Genomic DNA, 20174 nt, shown 5'->3' with positions numbered 1-20174 from the left:
CGTGGTGCCCCTCGCAGGTCATACGACCAGGAGGCCTCCGTACATGACCGCCAACCGCATTCCGCTCTCCCAGCTGGAGCGAGGCATCCCCTTCGAACAGCGCCACATCGGCCCGGATGCCGAGGCGCAGGCGAAGATGCTCGCCCATGTGGGCTACGGCTCCCTGGACGATCTGACCGCTGCCGCGGTCCCGGATGTGATCAAGACCGCCGAGGCGCTCGCCCTGCCCGAGGCGCGGACCGAGGCCGAGGTGCTCGCCGAGCTGCGCTCGCTCGCCGACCGCAACCAGGTGCTCTCCTCCATGATCGGTCTCGGTTACTACGGGACCTTCACCCCGCCGGTGATCCTCCGCAACGTCATGGAGAACCCGGCCTGGTACACGGCGTACACCCCGTACCAGCCGGAGATCTCCCAGGGCCGCCTCGAAGCGCTCCTGAACTTCCAGACCGTCGTGGCCGACCTCACCGGCCTGCCGACCTCGGGCGCCTCGCTGCTCGACGAGGGCACCGCGGCCGCCGAGGCCATGACGCTGGCCCGCCGCGTCGGCAAGGCCAAGGGGAACGTCTTCCTCGTGGACGCCGACGCGCTGCCGCAGACCATCGCCGTCATCGAGACCCGCGCCGAGCCGATCGGCATCGAGGTCGTCGTCGCCGACCTGTCCGCCGGCATCCCGGCCGAGATCGCCGAGCGCGGCGTCTACGGCGTCCTCGTCCAGTACCCGGGCGCCTCCGGTGCCGTGCGTGACATCAAGCCGGTCATCGACCAGGCGCACGAGCTCGGCGCCATCGTCGCCGTCGCCGCCGACCTGCTCGCGCTGACCCTGCTGACCTCGCCGGGCGCGCTCGGCGCGGACATCGCCGTCGGTACCACCCAGCGCTTCGGCGTCCCGATGGGCTTCGGCGGACCGCACGCCGGCTACATGGCCGTCCAGGACAAGCACGCGCGTTCGCTGCCCGGCCGCCTGGTCGGCGTCTCCGTGGACGCGGACGGCAACAAGGCCTACCGCCTGGCGCTGCAGACCCGCGAGCAGCACATCCGCCGCGAGAAGGCCACCAGCAACATCTGTACCGCCCAGGTGCTGCTCGCCGTCATGGCCGCCATGTACGCCGTCTACCACGGCCCGGACGGCCTGCGGACGATCGCCCGCCGGACGCACCGCTACGCCGCCCTGCTCGCCGCGGGCCTGACGGCCGGCGGGGTCGAGATCGTGCACGGCTCGTACTTCGACACGGTCACCGCCCGCGTTCCGGGCCGCGCGGCCGAGGTCGTCGCCGCCGCCCGCGAGGGCGGCATCAACCTGTACCTGGTCGACGCCGACCACGTCTCCGTCGCCTGCGACGAGACCACCCTGCGCGCCGACGTCGAGGCCGTCTGGGCCGCCTTCGGCGTCACCGCCGACATCGAGGCGCTCGACGCGACCACGGCCGACACCCTGCCCGAGGGCCTGCTGCGCTCGGACGACTACCTGACGCACCCGGTCTTCCACCAGCACCGCTCCGAGACCGCGATGCTGCGCTACCTGCGCAAGCTCTCGGACAAGGACTACGCGCTGGACCGCGGCATGATCCCGCTGGGCTCCTGCACCATGAAGCTCAACGCGACCACCGAGATGGAGTCGGTCACCTGGCCCGAATTCGGCCAGCTGCACCCCTTCGCCCCGGTGGAGCAGGCCGAGGGTTACCTCACGCTCATCACCGAGCTGGAGGAACGTCTCTGCGAGGTCACCGGCTACGACAAGGTGTCCATCCAGCCCAACGCCGGCTCCCAGGGTGAGCTCGCCGGCCTGCTGGCCGTCCGCGCCTACCACCGCGCGAACGGCGACGAGCAGCGCACCATCTGCCTCATCCCGTCCTCCGCGCACGGCACCAACGCCGCCAGCGCCGTGATGGCCGGCATGAAGGTCGTCGTCGTCAAGACCGCCGACGACGGCGAGGTGGACGCGGCCGACCTGCGCGCCAAGATCGAGCAGTACCGCGACGAGCTCGCCGTGCTGATGATCACGTACCCGTCCACGCACGGTGTGTTCGAGGAGCACGTCGCCGACATCTGCGCCCAGGTCCACGAGGCCGGCGGTCAGGTCTACGTCGACGGCGCCAACCTGAACGCCCTGGTGGGCCTCGCCAAGCCGGGTCACTTCGGCGGCGACGTCTCGCACCTGAACCTGCACAAGACCTTCTGCATCCCGCACGGCGGCGGCGGCCCGGGCGTCGGCCCGGTCGGTGTCCGGGCGCACCTGGCCCCGTACCTGCCGAACCACCCGCTCCAGCCGACCGCGGGCCCGGAGACGGGTGTCGGCCCGATCTCGGCCGCCCCGTGGGGCTCGGCGGGCATCCTGCCGATCTCCTGGTCGTACGTGCGCCTGATGGGCGGCGAGGGCCTCAAGCGCGCCACCCAGGTGGCGGTGCTCGGCGCCAACTACATCGCCAAGCGCCTGGAGCCGCACTACCCGGTGCTCTACACCGGCCCGGGCAACCTCGTCGCGCACGAGTGCATCATCGACCTGCGCCCGCTGTCGAAGTCCACGGGCGTCAGCGTGGACGACATCGCCAAGCGCCTGATCGACTACGGCTTCCACGCCCCGACGATGTCCTTCCCGGTCGCCGGCACGCTGATGATCGAGCCGACGGAGTCCGAGGACCTCGCCGAGATCGACCGCTTCTGCGACGCGATGATCGCCATCCGCGGCGAGATCGAGCGGGTCGCGGGCGGCGAGTGGCCGGCCGACGACAACCCGCTGGCCAACTCCCCGCACACCGCGGCGGCGCTGGGCGGCGAGTGGAACCACCCGTACACCCGCGACGAGGCCGTCTTCCCCGGCGGGGTCACGGCCGCCGAGAAGTACTGGCCGCCGGTGCGCCGCATCGACGGTGCCTTCGGCGACCGCAACCTGGTGTGCTCCTGCCCGCCCCTGGACGAGTACGACCACTGACACCGAGCGGTGCGGTGCCGGAAGCGCGTGACGTGAAGGAGGGGCCGGACCGGGAGGATCTCCCGGTCCGGCCCCTCCTTCGTCGCGTGCTTCCGCCGGCCGTCCTTCGTGCCTACGCGGCCGCGAGCGGGCGGTGCGGGGCGATGATCTGGCCGTCCGGCAGCAGCTCACCGGTGTCCTCGAAGAGCAGGACGCCATTGCACAGCAGGCTCCAGCCCTGCTCCGGGTGGTTGGCCACCGGGCGCGCGGCCTCCCGGTCGGCGGATTCGGCTGACGGGCAGGCTGGCTGGTGCTGGCACATGGATGCGTTCTTTCGCTGCGTTGTGGTCTGCGTGCTACGGCTCGATGCGTGATTCATGGCCGTCCCCCTGGGTCATCCCCGCACCCGCGGGGAGCGTGTCATCAGTGTTCCCCCATGACAGCCGCTTCGCAGGGATTTCCCGGCAGCTGTCCTCATAGATTGATGACGCATCACTCGTGCGGGCGGTTCAGGCCAACTCCCCTGTCATTTCGGATGGTTCGCAAGTGGCCCGAGCGGACTAGGCCGAATGGGTCACTCGGGTCAGGCGGCGGGTGCGGCCAGCGACGGAGGGAGGGGAGCCGTGGCGGGGGTCAGCCGGCGGGTGAGCACGGGCAGCAGCTCGGAGACCGGATGCGGGCGGAACGGGGCGATGCCGGGCGGGGCCGGAGCCAGCGGCACCAGCAGGTCCTCACCGGCGGGCAGTCCGGCGGAGGCGTCGGCGCCCACCGCCCCGTGCAGCCACAGGGTCAGCATGTAGAGCTCCGGTACGGACAGCAGCCGCGGCTGGTAGCTCGTACCGAGGGACTCCGCCTGGCGCAGGGCGCGTTCGGTGGCGGCGACGTAGGGACCCTCGAAGAAATGGGAGAAGGCCCAGCCGTCGGGTGTCAGGCGGGTGTCGGCCGCCGCGACGTGCCGGTCCCCGCTGCGGATCAGGAACCGCCAGCCGATGAGCCGTGTGCGGGGCGGCCTGCCGCCGGCCGCGAGGGCGGACATGCCCAGCCGGTCGAGGACGTGCACCGGAAGGGGGAGTTCGGCGGTCAGCGGCCCCTGGATCTCGCGCAGGGACGGGGTGTGCGCCTCGTGGACGGCGGTGGGAGAACCGAGTGCCGCGAGGACGCTGCGCAGGGCGGGCGCGGGAGCCGGAGGGACATGCAGCGGCATGGTGGGTCGCCTCTCACTTGGGAGACCTGTGGAACGGGGGCAGGTGCGGACGGCGCTGTCGCATTCTGGGGCCAGAGGGGGGCCGAGGGGCAATGGCCGCGCGCCAACTCTCTGCCTCGTTTGCGGAGTTTATACGACATGTGTTCACGCAGTGTTTCGGCTAGCTGTCCCGCCTATTGCCGACAAGGCGCTTACCGGTCCCGCTGACATGGCATTCATGCCGGATGCACGCGAACATGCCGCGCTGACCTCGGAGGTTACCGGACGGGGGCTCGGCTGGAAAGCATCGGTTTTGTGGAGCGCGCAAAGGCGAAGCGGAATTTGCGCGAGGCGACTTGCCAGGTGAATGTGCCGAAGCGCCCTTCGGCCAAACCGGCGCGCGCTCCTCGCCACGCACGCCCCCACCGCGTTATGGATCACGCTGCCGGGGCATCATCGACCGTAATGCGCGCCCGGGTGTTCTGGGCCGGGCCCACTCGAGGAGGGACGCTTCGATGGGGGAGAAGGTCGTGGCGGGCGGATTCGACCTGTCCGATCGGCAGCGGTATCGAAGGAAGCTTCACGAGTGTCTGGAGGGGCTGGAGCGACTCCTGGCGGAGAAGAGGTTCGATCGCCCGAAGAACATGATGGGACTGGAGATCGAGCTGAATCTCGCGGGCGCCGACGGGTTGCCGAGAATGGTGAATGCCCAGGTACTGGAGCGGATAGCGAGCCCAGATTTCCAGACCGAACTGGGAATGTTCAATCTGGAGGTGAACGTCCTGCCGCACCGGCTCGGCGGACGGGTATTCGACCAGCTCGCCGAGGAACTCAGCGCAGGGCTGGGCTACGCCCACCGGCAGGCCGCGGAGATCGATGCCGGCGTGGTGATGATCGGCATTCTGCCGACGATCTCCCGCGCCGACCTGGTCACCGCCAACCTGTCGGCCGTGGACCGCTACTCGTTGCTCAACGAGCAGATCTTGATGATGCGCGGGGAGGACTTCACGCTCGACATCGACGGGGTCGAGCGGCTGATCTGGACCTCCGGGTCGATCGTGCCGGAGGCCGCCTGCACCTCCGTACAACTGCACCTCCAGGTGACACCGGCCCGCTTCCCCGCCGTGTGGAACGCGGCGCAGGCGGTGGCCGCCGCGCAGATAGCCGTCGGCGCCAACTCGCCGTTCCTGTTCGGGCGCGAGCTGTGGCGGGAGTCGCGGCCCCCGCTGTTCACACAGGCCACCGACACCCGGCCGCCCGAACTCCAGGCGCAGGGAGTGCGGCCGCGGACCTGGTTCGGGGAGCGGTGGGTGGACTCGGCGTACGAGCTCTTCGCCGAGAACGTCCGCTACTTCCCGGCCCTGCTTCCGATATGCGACGAGGAGGAGCCGCTGCGGGTGCTCGCCGAGGGCGGGGTGCCGGGGCTGCAGGAGCTGGTCCTGCACAACGGGACCGTCTACCGCTGGAACCGGCCCGTGTACGGGGTCGCCGACGGGGTGCCGCACCTGCGGGTGGAGAACCGGGTGCTGCCGGCCGGCCCGACGGTCGCCGACGTCGTCGCCAACGCCGCCTTCTACTACGGGCTGGTGCGCACCCTCGCGGACGAGCAGCGCCCGGTGTGGACCCGGCTGCCCTTCGCCGAGGCGGAGGCGAACTTCGACGCGGCCTGCCGGTACGGGATCGACGCGCGGCTGCGGTGGCCGCGCCGGGGCCGGGCCGGGGGGCTGGCGAGCGTGCCCGCCGTACGGCTGGTCCTGGACGAGCTGCTGCCGATGGCGGCGGCCGGGCTGGACGCCTGGGGCATCGAGCCCGCGGACCGGGACCGCTACCTCGGCATCATCGAGGAGCGCTGCCGGCGGCGGGTCAACGGGGCGACCTGGCAGGTGGACACCTACCACCGGGCGCTGGCGGCCGGGCTGGAGCGGGACGAGGCACTGGCCGCGACCACCCGGAGGTACAGCGAGCTGATGCACAAGGGCGACCCCGTGCACACCTGGCCCGTGGGGCTCGGGGAGGAGGTCAGCCTCTCGGTGCCGGTGCCGGAGCCCCGCTGAGCGGGCGCGCGGCCGGGGCCGTCCGGCGGTCCCGTCGATGTCGATCCCGTTGGCCCCCGCAATGATCCCCCCCCCGCAGTGATCCTCCCGGTCTTCCGAGGAGGCAGTATGGGGTGGTCGCAACGGGATGGCAGGACGGGAGTCGGGCGTGCGGGCGGATCCGGAGCCGGTGTTCGTGGAGCTGGGCGAGGACGGGCGGCGGGCTCTCCTGCGCGACGAGACGCTGCTCGTCCTCGCGCTGTCGCTGGGCGCCAGCGGGGTCTCGGCGCTGATCAGTTTCATCGGCTCGCTCACCAAGCCGGGGGGACTGAAGGACCAGGCCGCCACCCTCAACGGCTCGTACGCCCCCGGCCGGCCCTGGCTGGACCTGGCGTGGCAGCTCTTCGGCATCGCGAGCGCGCTGGTCCCCGTCCTGCTGGTGGCGCACCTGCTGACCCGCGAGGGCGCCCCCGGGCTGCGGGTGCTGGGCTTCGACCGCACCCGGCCCGGGGGGGACCTGGCCCGGGGCGCTCTCGTCGCCGCGGGGATCGGGAGTGCGGGGCTCGCCTTCTACCTGGGGGCGCGGGCCGCCGGGTTCAACCTCACGGTGGTGCCCGAGGCGCTGCCGGACGTGTGGTGGAAGTTCCCCGTACTGATCCTCTCCGCGCTGCAGAACGCCGTGGTGGAGGAGGTCATCGTGCTGGCCTACCTGCTGCGCCGGCTGGACGGGCTCGGCTGGTCGCCACTGGCCGCGCTGCTGGCCAGCTCGGCCCTGCGCGGCTCCTACCACCTCTACCAGGGCATCGGCGGCTTCGTCGGCAACATGGTGATGGGCGTCGTCTTCGTCCTGGCCTACCGCCGCTGGGGCCGGGTGGGACCGCTCGTCGTCGCGCACGCGCTCCTCGACATCGTGGCCTTCGGCGGTTACGCCCTGCTCGCGGGCAAGGTGGGCTGGCTGCCCACGCCGTGACGCGGCGGACCACCCGATCGGCCCCTCCGGGCGGGGGCGGAGGCCGCAGCGGTGCGACGCTGAAGGGGAGGTGAGGAGGCGCGCCCGGTGGCTGTTCTGGACTCCCTGGTGCCGTTCGCGCCGTTCTTCGTGCCCGTGGTCAGCGGCCTGGTGGGCGGAGCCAGCCTTCTCATCCGTGACCGCCGCGAGGCGCGCAGCTCCGACCACCACTACCGCAGGCGACTGGAGAAGGCGCAGCTGGAGGTCCAGTTCCTGAGCGGCTGGATCCAGGCCAAGGAGCTGGCGCCGACCGACTCCCCGGACCCGGACCCGGAGCCGGGGCGCTGGCTGGACGAGTGCTACGCGTCGGTGCGCCGCGCCAAGGCGGACACCGGCGGCCGGCACGGGACGGCGCCGGTCTCGCTGAGGCGCCTCCTGCTGCTGGGGGAGGCGAGCGGCCCGGCGAAGAGCATGCGGGTCGCGTACTGGATCTCCCTCGTCCTCTTCAACGGGGCGCTCGCCTGGTGGGTGAACGCGCTCGTCACCGGCGTACCCGGTTTCGCGCACGAGGAAGGTGCCTCCGAGTCCGAGGAGATCGCGTCCTACCTGGCCGCGGCGGGCGTCTTCTTCGTCGTGTCGGCCGTCCTGTGGGTGTGGACGGTGCACCTGGGCAAGGCGGAGCCGGAGCAGGTCTACCGCAAGCGCATCGACTCGGCCGCCTGGGTGGCGCAGGAGGAGAAGCGGCGGAGTGCCGCGCGCGCGAAGGCGGAGGCGAAGGCGGCGAAGGCGCGGGCGAAGGGGCACGGGAAGGGCGCCGGTGGCGGGACCGCGGGCTGACCTCGCCCCGCCCCGTCCGGAGGCCGGCGCCCGCGTCCGTGCCCGTGATCACCCCGCCTGCTCGGCACCGGGCGGGGACGCGAGCAGCTCGCCGTCGAGGACGGTGACGGCCCGGCCCGCCAGCAGGGTGCGGTCGCCCGCCAGGGTCACCCGTACGAGACCGCGGCGCGCGCCGCCCTGGAGGCCGGTCAGCTCCGTACGGCCCAGCCGCTCGGCCCAGAAGGGGGCCAGCGCGGTGTGGGCGCTGCCGGTCACCGGGTCCTCGTCGATCCCGAAGGCGGGGAAGAAGCCGCGGGAGACGAAGTCGTACCCGCGGGAGGGGTCCTCGGCGGCCGCGGTGACGATGACCCCGCGCCTGGCGAAGGCGCGCAGGGCGGCGTGGTCCGGGGTCAGTTCGCGGACGGTCTTCTCGTCGGCGAGCTCGATCACGAGGTCGCCGATGTGCGCGGCGGTGTCGTGCACGGAGAGGATCGGCGCCCCGCCGAGCGCGTGGTCCACGGCGGGCGGCGCCGGGGCCGGGGTCAGTGACGACGTCGGGAAGTCCATGGTGATCGTGCCGTCCCCGGCCGTCTCGGCCGTGAGGATCCCACAGCGGGCGGAGAAGCGGATCAGCCCCGAGGCGAGGCCCGCGGACGCCAGGACGTGCGCGGTGGCCAGGGTCGCGTGGCCGCACATGTCGACCTCGGCGGCCGGGGTGAACCAGCGCAGCGCCCAGTCGGCGTCCCCGCCGGGCGGCAGGGGACGGGCGAAGGCGGTCTCGGAGAGGTTCACCTCGGAGGCGACCTGCTGGAGCCAGGCGTCCGGGGGGAAGGCGGTGTCGAGGAGCAGGACTCCGGCGGGGTTCCCGTGGAAGGGCCGGTCGGTGAAGGCGTCGACGATTCGGATGCGCATGCACCGACGGTAGGACGGTTCCTTGATCACGGACAAAGGCCAATCCGGGGTGACTGGACCGGTCGGGGCCGGAGGGGTTCCGACCGGTCCGGGTGGTCGCCGGCTCAGGTCCTGGAGAGGGCCTTCGTGCCCGACAGCAGCGGGATGAGGTCGAAGTTCCCGTCGCCGCGACCGCAGGTCGGGGCCGTGTCGGGGGTGTTGGAGACCTTGGTACCGGTGGTGAAGCGGCCGTCGCGGCGGGTGGGCACCACCGTGGTGAAGTGGTCGTCGAAGCCGCCCGCGCCGTAGTAGTACACGCACTGCTGGAGGTTCACGTAACGCCCGGCGGACAGGTCCAGGGCCTTGACGTCCGAGAGCAGGGGGACGAGGTCGTAGAGGCCGCGGCCGGGGCCGCAGCGCGGGACGGTGTCGGGCGTGTCGGAGACGTTCGTCCCGGCGGAGAACTCCCCGCCGCCGAGCGAGATCACGGTGGTCAGGTGGTCCCGCTGGCCGCCGGAGTAGTAGACGCACTGGTGCAGGTTCAGATAGCGCCCGGCGCTCAGGTCGAGGGCCTGGACGGCCGCCCACGGGTGGTGGGGTGTGAAGTTCCCGTCCCCGGCGCCGCAGGACCGGGTCTGGTCGGGGGCGGCGGACGTGGCGGTCCCTGTCGTGAACCGGCCGTCGCGGCTCGGGACCACGGTCGTGAAGTAGTCGACGACGCGGGGGGACGAGTACACGCACTGGTGGAGGTTGAGGTAATCGCCGGCCAGCTGCCGGCCGTCGGCGGTGGCCGGGCCAGGCACTACGAGCAGCAGTGCGGCGGCGGCCGCGGCGGCGAGCCACTTCCTGGCGCGTCCCTGAAGGCGCACGGATGTCCCCTTTGCGGATTGTTTGGGCATGTTCGCGGCCCAGCACAGCACACACCCGCACGCCCTTCGCCCGAAAGTTCGGTCGCCAATCCACCCCAAGGTGTGCCGTCGGATCACCTGTCGCTGACGAGTTTCCGATATATCGTTGACGCATCGCGATGGATCAGCGATAGTTGAGTCATCGGACCACCGATGGCACGAAGAACCGCAACGTGACGAAAGGAGCGCAGTCATGCGTTCACACGGACAGCACGGACACGACCACGGACATGACCACGGACGGGGCCACGACCACTGCGGGCCCGATCGTCGGGAGGGTTTCAAGGGGCGCCGCGCCGCCTTCGGGCCGTTCGGGCCGCCCTTCGGCGGCGGACCCTTCGGAGGCCGGGGCGGTCGCGGTGGACGAGGCGGCGGACGGGCCCGGCGCGGTGACGTACGCGCCTCGATCCTGGCGCTGCTCGCCGACCGGCCGATGCACGGCTACGAGATGATCCGGGAGATCGGCGAGCGCAGCGGCGGGGCCTGGAAGCCCAGTCCGGGCTCGGTCTACCCGACCCTGCAGCTGCTCGAGGACGAAGGGCTCATCACGAGCGAGAGCGAGGGCGGCAAGAAGCTGTTCACGCTCACCGACGCCGGCCGTGCCGAGGCCGAGTCGGGCCCGGACGCGCCGTGGGCCGACGCCGGCCGCGGCTTCGACTTCGAGGCGATGCACGAGATCCGGACGGCCGGGATCGGCCTGATGGAAGCCTTCGGGCAGGTCTTCAAGACCGGCTCGCCCGAGCAGCGCGAGAAGGCGCTCGGGGTCATCAACGACGCCCGCAGGAAGCTCTACCTGATCCTTGCCGACGAGCACTGAGGGCCGGGCGGGTCCCGGCGCCACACGGCGCGCCCCGCGAGTCCTCTCGCGGGGCGCGCCGTCGCGTACGGGGGTGGGCGGCGGCCGGTCAGGCGACCAGGGCGGCCAGCTTGCGCAGCGACTCGTTCAGCGCGGCGGTGGCCGAGTCCTTGAGCTTGCCCGCCATCAGCGAGACGGCGGCCCCGGTGAACTCCCCGTCGATGCGGACCGTGGTGGCCCCGCCGTCCGGGATCAGGGTGTAGCGGGTGAGGACGGCCACGCCCATCGGGCCCTTGCCGGTGATGGCGAAGAGGTGCTCTTCCTCCAGCTCCGAGACGGTCCAGACGACCTCGGCCGGGAAACCCATCATCTTCATGTTCTCGGCGAAGGTGGAACCGACCGAGAGGGTCTGCGGGCCGCCCTTCGGGAAGTTCGTGTGGGTCATGCTCCACTGGCCGTACGCGTCCCAGTCCGTGAGCTGGGACCAGAGCTTCGCGGCGGACGCCTCGATGCGTGATTCCGCGGTGACTTCGGCCATGCGACCACCCCTTCTCGTCGGGTACGTGCGGCGGAACGTAGCCCCGGCGGGCGGAACATTCAATACTGACGACCTGTCAGAAACCGTGGGGGTCGACGGGCTCCGGTATCGAGTGCGTCTCAACAGGTGTCACCGCCGTGACGGTCCTGACCGGCCCTGTCATGATGGCCGGATGCAAGCGTCAGGGAAAAATGCCGGACTGGGCCTCGCCCTCGTCTCGGCGTTCGCGTTCGGTGGTTCCGGAGTGGCGGCGAAGCCGCTGATCGAGGCGGGTCTGGACCCCCTCCACATGGTCTGGCTCAGGGTGGCCGGGGCGGCGCTCGTGCTCTCCCCGCTGGCCTGGCGCCACCGTGACCTGGTCCTGCGCAAGCCCCTGCTGCTCGCCGGCTTCGGGCTGGTCGCCGTCGCGGGCGTGCAGGCCTTCTACTTCGCCTCCCTCTCCCGGATCCCGGTGGGCGTGGCCCTGCTGCTGGAGTACCTGGGCCCCGCGCTGCTGCTCGGCTACATCCGCTTCGTGCAGCGCAAGCCCGTGACGCGGGGCGCCGCCGCGGGCGCGGCCGTGGCCGTCGTCGGCCTGGCGTGCGTGGTCGAGATCTGGTCCGGGCTGAGCCTGGACCCCCTCGGCGTGCTCTTCGGCCTCGCCGCTGCCTGCTGCCAGGCCTTCTACTTCGTCTTCGCCGATCAGGGCGCCGACGGCGACGACGCCCCCGACCCGCTCGGGGTGATCGCGTACGGCATGCTCGTCGGCGCCCTGGTGATGACCGTGATCGCCCGGCCGTGGGAGATCGACTGGCAGGTGCTGGGCGGCCAGGCCTCCGTGGGCGGCACCATGGTGCCCGCGTCGGTGCTGCTCGCCTGGGTGGTGCTGGTCGCGACCGTCTTCGCCTACCTGACCGGTGTGGTCTCGGTGCGCAGGCTCTCGCCGCAGGTCGCGGGCGTGGTGGCCTTCCTGGAGGCGGTCGTCGCCACCGTGCTGGCCTGGGTCCTGCTCGGCGAGTACCTCTCGACCTGGCAGATCGTCGGCGGCGGCCTGGTGCTGGGCGGCGCCTTCATCGCGCAGTCCTCCCGGCCGGCGCCGCCGGTCCCGCCCGTACCGCCCGCCGTGGGCGGTCCGGCCCTGCTGGACCGCGAGACGACGACGGCCTAGGGTGGCGATCATGCATTCGACCGTGCTTCCGCCTCCTGCCGCCTAGCGCGGGCGGCGCCTCGACGATCTGACCCGGCCCGGGGAGTCCCCGGGCTGGTACGTGCTGCCCGCGAAGCGATGACCTGCTTCTTCTCATCCTTCACGCAAGCGCGGAGAGTCTCGTGTCGAACCATTCGCCCGCTGCCGGGCGCAGTCTGCTGTACCTCGTCGTCGCCGGAGCCGCCTGGGGCACCGCCGGGGCGGCCGCCTCACTCCTCTTCCTGGCCAGTGACCTCGGCCCGCTCGCCCTGTCGTTCTGGCGGTGCGCGGGCGGGCTCGTGGTCCTGCTGGGGGTGCTCGCCGTACGGGGATCCCGGCCCGGGCCGGGGCGGACGCGGCCCCCGGTGGGTTCGCTGATCGCGACCGGGCTGCTGTTCACCGTCTTCCAGGCCGCGTACTTCGCCGCCGTGCGCGAGACCGGCCTCGCGGTGGGCACCGTGGTCACGCTCGGCGCCGGGCCGGTGATCATCGCGCTCGGCGCCCGTTACTGGATGGGCGAGCGGCTCGGTCGCGGCGGCGTGGCCGCCGTGCTCGGCGCGCTGGCGGGGCTGGCCGTCCTGGTGCTGGGCAGCGGCGGCGGGGAGGTGCGGCCGCTCGGCGTCGGCTGGGCGCTCCTGTCGGCCGCCGGCTACGCGGGGATGACCCTGCGGGCGCGGTGGCTCGGGCAGCGCGGTGCGGGCGGGGACCCGCTGGTGACCACCGCCTGGTCGGTCGCGGTGGGCACGGTGTGCCTGCTCCCGCTCGCGGCGGCGGAGGGGCTGCTGCCGCACACCGCCGACATCGGGCGGGTGCTCTGGCTGCTGCTGTACGTGGCCACCGTGCCGACGGCGCTGGCCTACGCGCTCTACTTCACGGGCGCCGCGGCGGTACGGGCCGCCACCGTGTCGGTGATCATGCTGATCGAGCCGGTGAGCGCGGCCGTGATCGCCGTCCTGCTCCTCGGTGAGCGGCTGACCGGCGCGGTCGTGCTGGGCACCGTACTGCTGCTGACGGCGGTGGGCGCCCTGATCGCGGCGGAATCGCGCCGTCCGGCGGGGGCGGCCGTGCCCGCCGCCGTCCGGCGCAGTCCTCAGAGCGCGGTGATGTAGTCCGGGACGGCGATGCCGGGGGCCAGGTCCGCGGCGGGCACCGGGGTGCCGAACACGGGGGCGACAGGGACCACGCCCGCCCAGTGGGGCAGCTCCAGGTCCTCGGCGTCGTCGTTGCTCGGGCCGGTGCGCAGCTTCGCGGACACCTCGGTCAGGTCCACCCGGATCACCGCCGTGGCGGCGAGCTCCCGGGCGTTGGCGGGCCGGATGTCCGCGGAGCGGCCCGGCACGGCCGAGTCGACCAGGGCGTCCAGGGCCATCCGGCACTCCGCCTCGTCGGTGACCTGGTAGGCGGTGCCGTGCACGACCACCGAGCGGTAGTTGAGCGAGTGGTGGAAGGCCGAGCGGGCCAGTACGAGACCGTCGACGTGGGTCACGGTCACGCAGACGGGCAGCCCCGGATCGGCCTTGCCGGCCGCGAGCAGCGGGCGGGAGCCCGTCGAGCCGTGGACGTAGATCGATTCGCCGACCCGGGCGAACAGCGTGGGCAGGACCACCGGCGCGCCGTCACGGACGAAGCCGAGGTGGCAGATGTAGGCCTCGTCGAGTATCGAGTGCACCGTCTCGCGGTCGTAGCGCGCCCGGTCGCGGGATCGGGTGGGGACCGTGCGGTCGGTGGGCTCGTACGCGCCGGTCGTCCCGGTGCGCTCGGTCGTCGTGTCCGTGGCGGGCGTGGCGGTCATGATGCCGACTCCATTGCACTAGTGCATACTTGGGTTTGTGCTAGTAGAGTATCGGATCACAGGGCGGGGCACAGCGGATATCGCGGCCAGCGTCGAGGCGGGCGTGGCATCGGGTGCGCTGCCGCCCGGATCGCTGCTGCCGCCGATGCGGGAGCTGGCGGGCGAACTGGGCGTCAACCCCAACACCGTGGCGGCCGCCTACAGGACACTGCGCGAGCGCGGGGTCATCGAAACCGACGGGCGGCGCGGCAGCCGGGTGCGGCCGCGCCCTTCCACCACCCCGCGGGACGCGCTGCGGATGGTGGTGCCGGCGGGCGTGCGCGACATCGCGGAGGGCAACCCGGACGTGGCGCTGCTCCCCTCCCTGGACGGGGCGCTGGCGGCGGCCGCCCGGCGGTACGCGCAGGCCCCCGGCCTCTACGGGGCGGATCCCGTCGCGCCGGACCTGGCCCGGCTCGCCCGGGCGGACTTCGACGCGGACGGCGTGCCGCCCGGCCCGGTGGCGGTGACCTCGGGCGCGCTGGACGCGATGGAACGGGTGCTGGTCGCCCACCTGAGGCCGGGGGACGCGGTGGCGGTCGAGGACCCGGGCTGGGGAGGCTCGCTCGACCTGGTCCCGGCGCTGGGTCTGCGCGTGCTGCCGGTGGCGGTGGACGACGACGGGCCGCGCGCCGACGCGGTGGCCCGGGCGCTCGCCGCCGGGGCCCGGGCGCTGGTGGTGACCTCGCGGGCGCAGAACCCGACCGGCGCCGCGGTGGGCGCGGAGCGGGCGGCGGAGCTGCGGGAGCTGCTGGCACGCCACCCCGGGGTGCTGCTGATCGAGGACGACCACGGCCACGGGATCGTCGACCTGCCGCCGCACCCGCTGAGCGGGGTCACCCGGCACTGGGCGCTGATCCGGTCCACGGCGAAGGCCTACGGGCCCGATCTGCGACTCGCCGTGCTCACGGGCGACGCGCTGACCCTGGACCGCGTACGGGGCCGCCAGCGGCTGGGCCCGGGCTGGGTGAGCCGGCTGCTCCAGCACGCGGTGGTGGAACTGTGGACCTCGAAGGCCGTGGACCGGGCCGCCGTGGCCCGTGCGTACGGCGAGCGGCGGAACGCCCTGGTCGAGGCCCTGCGGGAGCGGGGGGTGCGGGCGCACGGGCGGAGCGGGCTGAACGTGTGGGTGCCGGTGGCCGACGAGACCGTGGTGGTCACCAGGCTGCTCGCCGCCGGATGGGCGGTGGCGGCCGGGGCGATCTTCCGGGTCGAGGCGGGACCGGGCGTGCGGCTGACGGTGTCGCAGCTGGGGGTCTCGGAGGTGCCGGGCCTGGCGGACGCCGTGGCGGCGGCGGTCCGGACGGGGGCCGCGGGCGGGCGGAACGACTGACCGTACGGGTCGGCTCCCGGGCCGCGGCCCGGACACCGACTGACCCGTACGGGTCGGCCCCCGGGCCGCGGCCCGACACCGCCCGGACCGCCGCCTCCGGTCCTGTCGGCAGGACTGGACGCGGCGGCCCCGGCGTCCGCGATCAGGCGAGTTCGAGCAGGCCGCCCAGGGTCAGGAGGACTCCGCACACGGCGTTCACCGAGCCCAGGTAGCGGTAGAACACGGCGGCGGCGACCCGCGGGGCCGGGCCGAGGTCGCCCCGGGCGTGCATGCGGAGTTCGGCGTTGGCGGCGGACCAGCGCTCGAGGCCGGTGGCGGCTCCGCGGATGTTCAGGGCGAGCCAGCCGCCGGCCACGATCAGGGTGGGTCCGAGGGTCAGCAGAACGACGGCCAAGCTCAAGGGGTGCCTCCGGGCGGTGTGGTGATCGCCCGGACATTAGCACTGGTCAGACGGGCTTTCGTGGGCCGGGGCGGGTCTGGCTGAGGGCCGCTCCGGCCAGGACGATCGCGGCGCCCACCGGGGTGTTCCAGTGCAGCTGCTCGCCGAGGACCAGCACGCCCGCCGCGGTGGCGATGACCGGGATGAAGTAGGTGACCATCTGGGCGGTGGTCGGGCCGACCTCCGTCACCAGGCCGTACTGCATCTGCAGGGCCATGCCCGTGCCGAGGGCGCCCAGGGCGATCACCGAGAGGGTCGGCCAGAGCGGGAAAGTGTCCGGCGCCGTGGTGAAGAGGGCGCTGACCAGCGAGAGCTGGAGGGTGGAGACCACGAGCTGGCCGCCGGTCAGGGCCACCGGGGAGCCGGGGGTGCCGGCCAGCGTGCGGCGGACGTAGATCCAGCCGACGGGGTAGCAGAGGGCGGCCAGCAGGGCGAGCGCGGTGCCCCGGGCATCGACGCCGGAGAAGCCCTGCCAGGCGCCGAGGACGATGAGAACGCCGAGGAAGCCCAGGCCCAGGCCCGCGAAACGGCGGCGCGTGGGGCGGTCCTCGGACAGGGCGACCATCGACAGCGCCATGCCCCACAGCGGCGAAGTGGCGTTGCAGATGCCGGCCAGGCTGGAGGGGATGCTCAGCTCCGCGTACGCGAAGAGCGAGAACGGGGCGGTGTTGAGCAGGAGCGCCGCCACGGTCAGGTGGCCCCAGGTGCGCGGGCCGCGGGGCAGCTTCTCGCGGCGGACCAGCAGGACGGCGAGGAGGGCGAGCGCGCCGAACAGGACCCGGCCCAGGGCCACCTGGAAGGGGGCGTAGGCCTCCGTGCCCACCTTGATCAGGAGGAAGCTGAAGCCCCAGACGACCGAGAGGATCGCGAACCGGACGCGCCAGTCGAGGAGTCCGGTGCGCCAGCCGGCGGCGGTGCTCGCAGGGGTGGCGGTGGTGGAGAGGGTGGGCCGCGGGGCGGTCGGTGCGCTCATGACCCCTTACTCTGCTCGTGTCAACTTCGTAGGACAAGCGAGAGTTTCTCCAGTCCACGGCGTAGCATCTCTTACATGTTGAACCTGGAGCGCCTGCGCACCCTCGACGCCCTCGCCCGCCACGGCTCGGTCAGCGGGGCGGCCGACGGACTCCACGTCACCACCTCGGCGGTGTCCCAGCAGATGGCCAAGCTGGAACGCGAGGTCGGACAGCCGCTGCTGGCCAGGAACGGTCGCGGGGTCCGGCTCACGGACGCCGGGCGGCTGCTCGCCGACCACGCGGCGCGGATCATCTCCCAGGTGGAGCTCGCCCAGGCCGATGTCGAGGCCCAGCGCGGATGCGCCGTCGGCGAGCTGCGGATCGGCGCCTTCCCGACCGCCATGCGCGGACTGCTGCCGCAGGCCCTGTCCGCGCTGCGCGCCGGGCACCCGGACGTGCGGGCGCGGGTGCGCGAGCAGGAGCCCGAGGAGAGCATGGCCGCCGTGGTCCGCGGGGACCTCGACCTGGCCCTGGCCATCGACTGGCACAACAAGCGGATGCCGGTGCCCGCCGAGCTCACCCGGACCCATCTGCTGGACGACTCCGTCGACATCGCGGTCCCGGTCGGTCACCCGCTGGCCGACAAGAGCAGGATCTCGCTCGCCGACTTCGCCGAGGACGACTGGATCTCCTGGAACGAGGGGCAGTTCTGCCACGAGTGGCTGGTCTTCACCCTGCGCGGTACGGGCGTCGAGCCGCGCATCGCCCACATCGCCGAGGAGCACCACACCCAGCTGGCCTTCGTGGAGGCCGGACTCGGCGTGTGCGTGGCGCCGAAGCTGGGCCGCGGCCCGGTGCCGCCGGGGGTGCGGCTGCTGCCGGTCTGTGATGCCGTACGCCGCCACGTGTACGTCGTCTGGCGCGCGGACGCCGACCGGAGGCCCTCGATCCGGGCCGCGGTCGACGCCCTGCGGCAGGCGGCCGAAGGACTCCGGTAGCCCCCTAGAGCTTGCGGAAGTCCCAGGAGACGATCGAGTCGGGGGTCAGGCGGATCCAGGCGTGCCGGCCGTCGTGCGGCATCTCCTCGATGCCGAAGTTCTTGACCGGGAAGATCCGCTCGGCCTCCGCCAGTTCGGGGCAGGGCTCGCCGGTGCGCGGGGCCTCGCCCACGAAGACGGCGCTGCCGGACAGCTCCACCCCGCGCAGTTCGTCGTAGGACTCGCCCGAGTCCACCACCACCGAGATCCGCGGGTCCTTGCGCAGGTCGGACCAGCGGCGGCTGCGCGTGATCGAGTACAGCCACAGCGAGCTGCCGTCCCAGGCGAACCACAGGGCGCCCACGTGCGGGCGCCCGTCGGGGGAGACCGTCGCGACCCGGCAGGTCTTCTGCCCGCGCAGGAAGGAGTCCACTTCCGCGTCGCTCATCATGATGCGCCGGCCCCGCCGCTGCGAGGTTCCGGTCCGTGACTCGTCCATCCGCCCTGCACCCCTTCACATCTGACTATGTGTCAGGAATCATGAGGGCTCTTCCGTCGCCACGCCAGGGGGAGCCATGCCCGATCTCGATCCCACCACCACCGCGCTGCTCACCGTCGAGTGCCAGAACGGTGTCGTGGGCGAGGAGAGCGCGCTGCCCGAGCTCGCCAAGGAGGCCCGGGACTCGGGGATGCTGGAGCGGGTGGCCGCGCTGGTCCACGCCGCGCGCGGGGCCGGCGTACAGGTGCTGCACGCCGTCGCCGAACGGCGGCCCGACGGGCTCGGGGCGAACACCAACGCCCGGCTGTTCCGGGCCGCCGGGAGGCTGCCCGTGCGCCAGCTGACCGGGAGCCGGGCCGTGGAGGTCGCCGCCCCCATCGCCGTCGCCGAGCAGGACCTGGTGGTCCGCCGGCTGCACGGGCTCTCCCCGATGGCCGGCACCGACCTCGACGCCCTGCTGCGCAACCTCGGCATCCGCACCCTCGTCGTCACCGGGGTCTCCTCCAACGTCGCGATCCCCAACACCGTCTTCGACGCCGTGAACCTCGGCTACCAGGTCGTGGTCCCCGCCGATGCCATCGCCGGAGTGCCCGCCTCCTGCACGGCCGAGGTGATCCGCAACTCCCTCGCCCTGGTGGCGTCCGTCACCACGGCCGAAGAGCTCCTGAACCAGTGGGCTCCCGCACCCTGACCCCCGTAACCTGGGCGGATGCTGTCCGAAGTGATCGCGACCCGTTACGTCACGCCCCTGCGTGAGGGCGGCTCGCTCCCGGGAATCGTCGAGGCCGACGACCTCGGTACCTACGTCATGAAATTCACCGGAGCCGGCCAGGGTCGCAAGACCCTGGTCGCCGAGGTCATCTGCGGCCGCCTGGCCCAGCGGCTGGGACTGCGCGTCCCGAGGCTGGTCCAGATGCAGCTCGACCCCGTCATCGGGCTCGGCGAGCCCGACCAGGAGGTGCAGGAGCTGCTCAAGGCCAGCGGCGGGCTCAACCTCGGCATGGACTACCTGCCCGGCTCGATCGGCTTCGACCCGCTCGCCTACCAGGTGGACCCGGTCGAGGCGGGACGCGTGGTGTGGTTCGACGCCCTCATCAACAACGTCGACCGCTCCTGGCGCAACCCGAACATGCTGGTCTGGCACGGGGACCTCTGGCTCATCGATCACGGCGCCACCATGATCTGGCACCACAACTGGCCCACCGCCGGGGCCGCGGCCGCCAAGCCCTACAACGCCTCCGACCACGTACTGGCCCCCGCGGGCCCGGACATCGGGGCCGCGGCCGCCGCCCTCGCGCCGCTCGTGACCGAGGAACTGCTGACCGAGGTCGCGGCCGACGTCCCCGACGAGTGGCTGGTCGACGAGCCGGGCTTCGACTCCACCGACGCGCTGCGCCGCGCCTACGTGGAGGCGTTGCTGCCGCGCGCGGCCACGATCCACGAGAGGATCACCATGGAGGCCGAGGTCAGGCAGCGGTCCGGTCCGCCGGGCTGGCTGGCCGAACGCCTCGCCCCCCTGCCCCACAAGAAGAAGAGCGACGACGAGTGACCAAGCGGGACGTGTTCGAGTACGCGCTGGTGCGTGTGGTGCCCCGGATGGAACGGGGCGAGTGCTTCAACGCCGGCGTGATCGTCTACTGCCGGGCGCACGCGTACGTCGCCGCGCGCACCCACCTCGACGAGGCGAAGCTCCTCGCGCTGGATCCGGACGCCGACGTGGCCGGGGTACGGGCCGCCCTGCACGGGGTCGAGGGCGTGTGTGCGGGTGGGGCGTCCGCCGGGCAGGCGGCCGGTGACGATGCCGGGCGGCGGTTCCGGTGGCTGATCGCTCCGCGGAGCACGGTGGTGCAGCCGGGGCCCGTGCACACCGGCCTCACGGTCGATCCCGCCGCGGAGGTGGAGAGGTTGCTGGACCTCCTGGTCCGCTGACGCGGACGCGTGCCGGGTGTCCGGGT

General features: G+C 72.7%; 21 protein-coding genes. 12 read left to right on the top strand and 9 right to left on the bottom strand.

Translation table 11 applies throughout. The annotated features are described in order from the left end of the window. Window positions 1-43: 43 nt before the first annotated feature. Window positions 44-2929 (top strand): aminomethyl-transferring glycine dehydrogenase, encoded by a 2886-nt coding sequence (gcvP, locus tag ACZ6JT_RS34650; protein WP_469216081.1) that lies wholly within the window; start codon window positions 44-46, stop codon window positions 2927-2929. 112 nt (window positions 2930-3041) lie between these two features. On the opposite strand, the gene ACZ6JT_RS34645 is transcribed toward gcvP, so the two are convergent. Together ACZ6JT_RS34645 and ACZ6JT_RS34640 are read right to left on the bottom strand one after the other, a co-directional pair. After that, window positions 3042-3230 (bottom strand): DUF5999 family protein, encoded by a 189-nt coding sequence (locus tag ACZ6JT_RS34645; RefSeq protein WP_030009772.1) that lies wholly within the window; start codon window positions 3228-3230, stop codon window positions 3042-3044. Window positions 3231-3491: 261 nt separating this feature from the next. Beyond that, complete coding sequence (locus tag ACZ6JT_RS34640) at window positions 3492-4112, bottom strand: hypothetical protein (RefSeq protein WP_469216078.1); 621 nt, start codon at window positions 4110-4112, stop codon at window positions 3492-3494. Window positions 4113-4606: 494 nt separating this feature from the next. On the opposite strand from ACZ6JT_RS34640, the gene ACZ6JT_RS34635 reads away from it, so the two are divergent. The 3 genes from ACZ6JT_RS34635 (at window position 4607) to ACZ6JT_RS34625 (ending at window position 7910) form a co-directional block, all read left to right on the top strand. After that, complete coding sequence (locus ACZ6JT_RS34635; RefSeq protein WP_469216076.1) at window positions 4607-6145, top strand: glutamate-cysteine ligase family protein; 1539 nt, start codon at window positions 4607-4609, stop codon at window positions 6143-6145. 127 nt (window positions 6146-6272) lie between these two features. Further along, window positions 6273-7094, top strand: coding sequence for a CPBP family intramembrane glutamic endopeptidase (locus ACZ6JT_RS34630; RefSeq protein ID WP_469216074.1), 822 nt, complete (start codon window positions 6273-6275; stop codon window positions 7092-7094). A gap of 87 nt (window positions 7095-7181) precedes the next feature. Further along, complete coding sequence (locus ACZ6JT_RS34625) at window positions 7182-7910, top strand: hypothetical protein (RefSeq protein ID WP_469216073.1); 729 nt, start codon at window positions 7182-7184, stop codon at window positions 7908-7910. A gap of 48 nt (window positions 7911-7958) precedes the next feature. On the opposite strand, the gene ACZ6JT_RS34620 is transcribed toward ACZ6JT_RS34625, so the two are convergent. Further along, window positions 7959-8801, bottom strand: coding sequence for a PhzF family phenazine biosynthesis protein (locus tag ACZ6JT_RS34620; protein WP_469216071.1), 843 nt, complete (start codon window positions 8799-8801; stop codon window positions 7959-7961). 104 nt (window positions 8802-8905) lie between these two features. Next, window positions 8906-9649, bottom strand: a complete 744-nt coding sequence (locus tag ACZ6JT_RS34615) for a hypothetical protein (RefSeq protein ID WP_469216069.1) — start codon at window positions 9647-9649, stop codon at window positions 8906-8908. Window positions 9650-9881: 232 nt separating this feature from the next. On the opposite strand from ACZ6JT_RS34615, the gene ACZ6JT_RS34610 reads away from it, so the two are divergent. Next, window positions 9882-10505: a PadR family transcriptional regulator gene (locus ACZ6JT_RS34610; RefSeq protein ID WP_469216067.1), complete on the top strand. Its 624-nt coding sequence runs from the start codon at window positions 9882-9884 to the stop codon at window positions 10503-10505. Window positions 10506-10593: 88 nt separating this feature from the next. Here the strand turns inward: ACZ6JT_RS34610 and ACZ6JT_RS34605 are convergent, their stop codons facing one another. Then, on the bottom strand, window positions 10594-11022 hold the full coding sequence (locus tag ACZ6JT_RS34605) for a type II toxin-antitoxin system Rv0910 family toxin (RefSeq protein ID WP_469216065.1): 429 nt from the start codon (window positions 11020-11022) through the stop codon (window positions 10594-10596). A gap of 172 nt (window positions 11023-11194) precedes the next feature. Between ACZ6JT_RS34605 and ACZ6JT_RS34600 the strand changes: the two genes are divergently transcribed. Then, window positions 11195-12169 (top strand): EamA family transporter, encoded by a 975-nt coding sequence (locus ACZ6JT_RS34600; protein ID WP_469216063.1) that lies wholly within the window; start codon window positions 11195-11197, stop codon window positions 12167-12169. 161 nt (window positions 12170-12330) lie between these two features. Further along, window positions 12331-13296 carry a DMT family transporter gene (locus ACZ6JT_RS34595; protein WP_469216061.1) on the top strand — a complete coding sequence of 322 codons (966 nt, stop codon included), beginning with the start codon at window positions 12331-12333 and terminating at the stop codon, window positions 13294-13296. Here the strand turns inward: ACZ6JT_RS34595 and ACZ6JT_RS34590 are convergent. Beyond that, complete coding sequence (locus ACZ6JT_RS34590) at window positions 13278-13979, bottom strand: pyridoxamine 5'-phosphate oxidase family protein (protein ID WP_469216059.1); 702 nt, start codon at window positions 13977-13979, stop codon at window positions 13278-13280. The two genes, ACZ6JT_RS34595 and ACZ6JT_RS34590, sit on opposite strands and share 19 nt — an antisense overlap. A 37-nt stretch (window positions 13980-14016) precedes the next feature. On the opposite strand from ACZ6JT_RS34590, the gene ACZ6JT_RS34585 reads away from it, so the two are divergent. After that, window positions 14017-15351 (top strand): aminotransferase class I/II-fold pyridoxal phosphate-dependent enzyme, encoded by a 1335-nt coding sequence (locus ACZ6JT_RS34585; protein WP_469216057.1) that lies wholly within the window; start codon window positions 14017-14019, stop codon window positions 15349-15351. A 142-nt stretch (window positions 15352-15493) separates the two neighbouring features. Here ACZ6JT_RS34585 and ACZ6JT_RS34580 read toward each other — a convergent pair whose 3' ends face one another. Both ACZ6JT_RS34580 and ACZ6JT_RS34575 read right to left on the bottom strand, forming a co-directional pair. Next, window positions 15494-15745, bottom strand: coding sequence for a hypothetical protein (locus ACZ6JT_RS34580; protein ID WP_469216055.1), 252 nt, complete (start codon window positions 15743-15745; stop codon window positions 15494-15496). Window positions 15746-15797: 52 nt separating this feature from the next. Next, window positions 15798-16763 (bottom strand): DMT family transporter, encoded by a 966-nt coding sequence (locus ACZ6JT_RS34575; protein ID WP_469216053.1) that lies wholly within the window; start codon window positions 16761-16763, stop codon window positions 15798-15800. Window positions 16764-16838: 75 nt separating this feature from the next. Between ACZ6JT_RS34575 and ACZ6JT_RS34570 the strand changes: the two genes are divergently transcribed. Beyond that, the gene (locus ACZ6JT_RS34570; RefSeq protein WP_469216051.1) at window positions 16839-17741 is read left to right on the top strand and encodes a LysR family transcriptional regulator; all 903 of its coding nucleotides are present in this window, start codon (window positions 16839-16841) and stop codon (window positions 17739-17741) included. 4 nt (window positions 17742-17745) lie between these two features. Here ACZ6JT_RS34570 and ACZ6JT_RS34565 read toward each other — a convergent pair whose 3' ends face one another. Further along, window positions 17746-18219, bottom strand: a complete 474-nt coding sequence (locus tag ACZ6JT_RS34565; protein WP_469216049.1) for a pyridoxamine 5'-phosphate oxidase family protein — start codon at window positions 18217-18219, stop codon at window positions 17746-17748. Between the two features lie 76 nt (window positions 18220-18295). On the opposite strand from ACZ6JT_RS34565, the gene ACZ6JT_RS34560 reads away from it, so the two are divergent. From ACZ6JT_RS34560 to ACZ6JT_RS34550, 3 genes are read left to right on the top strand one after another with little or no spacing between them, the layout of a single operon-like run. Further along, window positions 18296-18910, top strand: a complete 615-nt coding sequence (locus tag ACZ6JT_RS34560; RefSeq protein WP_469216048.1) for a cysteine hydrolase family protein — start codon at window positions 18296-18298, stop codon at window positions 18908-18910. 18 nt (window positions 18911-18928) lie between these two features. After that, window positions 18929-19768: a HipA family kinase gene (locus ACZ6JT_RS34555; RefSeq protein ID WP_469216047.1), complete on the top strand. Its 840-nt coding sequence runs from the start codon at window positions 18929-18931 to the stop codon at window positions 19766-19768. Continuing rightward, window positions 19765-20148 (top strand): DUF3037 domain-containing protein, encoded by a 384-nt coding sequence (locus tag ACZ6JT_RS34550; protein WP_469216045.1) that lies wholly within the window; start codon window positions 19765-19767, stop codon window positions 20146-20148. Before ACZ6JT_RS34555 ends, ACZ6JT_RS34550 begins: the two co-directional genes overlap by 4 nt. Window positions 20149-20174: the final 26 nt, after the last annotated feature.

Source organism: Streptomyces sp. NPDC046308 (genome assembly GCF_055588065.1).
The sequence above is the reverse complement of the archived record's forward strand: the minus strand, read 5'-3'. Positions and strand labels throughout refer to the sequence as shown.

What these genes read in the sequence shown, in the direction of transcription:
- ACZ6JT_RS34570 (WP_469216051.1), top strand. Translation starts at nt 16,839, where the DNA reads ATGTTGAACCTGGAGCGCCTGCGCACCCTCGACGCCCTCGCCCGCCAC.
- ACZ6JT_RS34565 (WP_469216049.1), bottom strand. Translation starts at nt 18,219, where the DNA reads ATGGACGAGTCACGGACCGGAACCTCGCAGCGGCGGGGCCGGCGCATC.
- ACZ6JT_RS34605 (WP_469216065.1), bottom strand. Translation starts at nt 11,022, where the DNA reads ATGGCCGAAGTCACCGCGGAATCACGCATCGAGGCGTCCGCCGCGAAG.
- ACZ6JT_RS34600 (WP_469216063.1), top strand. Translation starts at nt 11,195, where the DNA reads ATGCAAGCGTCAGGGAAAAATGCCGGACTGGGCCTCGCCCTCGTCTCG.
- ACZ6JT_RS34630 (WP_469216074.1), top strand. Translation starts at nt 6,273, where the DNA reads ATGGCAGGACGGGAGTCGGGCGTGCGGGCGGATCCGGAGCCGGTGTTC.
- ACZ6JT_RS34645 (WP_030009772.1), bottom strand. Translation starts at nt 3,230, where the DNA reads ATGTGCCAGCACCAGCCAGCCTGCCCGTCAGCCGAATCCGCCGACCGG.
- ACZ6JT_RS34555 (WP_469216047.1), top strand. Translation starts at nt 18,929, where the DNA reads ATGCTGTCCGAAGTGATCGCGACCCGTTACGTCACGCCCCTGCGTGAG.
- ACZ6JT_RS34610 (WP_469216067.1), top strand. Translation starts at nt 9,882, where the DNA reads ATGCGTTCACACGGACAGCACGGACACGACCACGGACATGACCACGGA.
- gcvP (WP_469216081.1), top strand. Translation starts at nt 44, where the DNA reads ATGACCGCCAACCGCATTCCGCTCTCCCAGCTGGAGCGAGGCATCCCC.
- ACZ6JT_RS34620 (WP_469216071.1), bottom strand. Translation starts at nt 8,801, where the DNA reads ATGCGCATCCGAATCGTCGACGCCTTCACCGACCGGCCCTTCCACGGG.
- ACZ6JT_RS34590 (WP_469216059.1), bottom strand. Translation starts at nt 13,979, where the DNA reads ATGACCGCCACGCCCGCCACGGACACGACGACCGAGCGCACCGGGACG.
- ACZ6JT_RS34635 (WP_469216076.1), top strand. Translation starts at nt 4,607, where the DNA reads ATGGGGGAGAAGGTCGTGGCGGGCGGATTCGACCTGTCCGATCGGCAG.
- ACZ6JT_RS34640 (WP_469216078.1), bottom strand. Translation starts at nt 4,112, where the DNA reads ATGCCGCTGCATGTCCCTCCGGCTCCCGCGCCCGCCCTGCGCAGCGTC.
- ACZ6JT_RS34575 (WP_469216053.1), bottom strand. Translation starts at nt 16,763, where the DNA reads ATGAGCGCACCGACCGCCCCGCGGCCCACCCTCTCCACCACCGCCACC.
- ACZ6JT_RS34560 (WP_469216048.1), top strand. Translation starts at nt 18,296, where the DNA reads ATGCCCGATCTCGATCCCACCACCACCGCGCTGCTCACCGTCGAGTGC.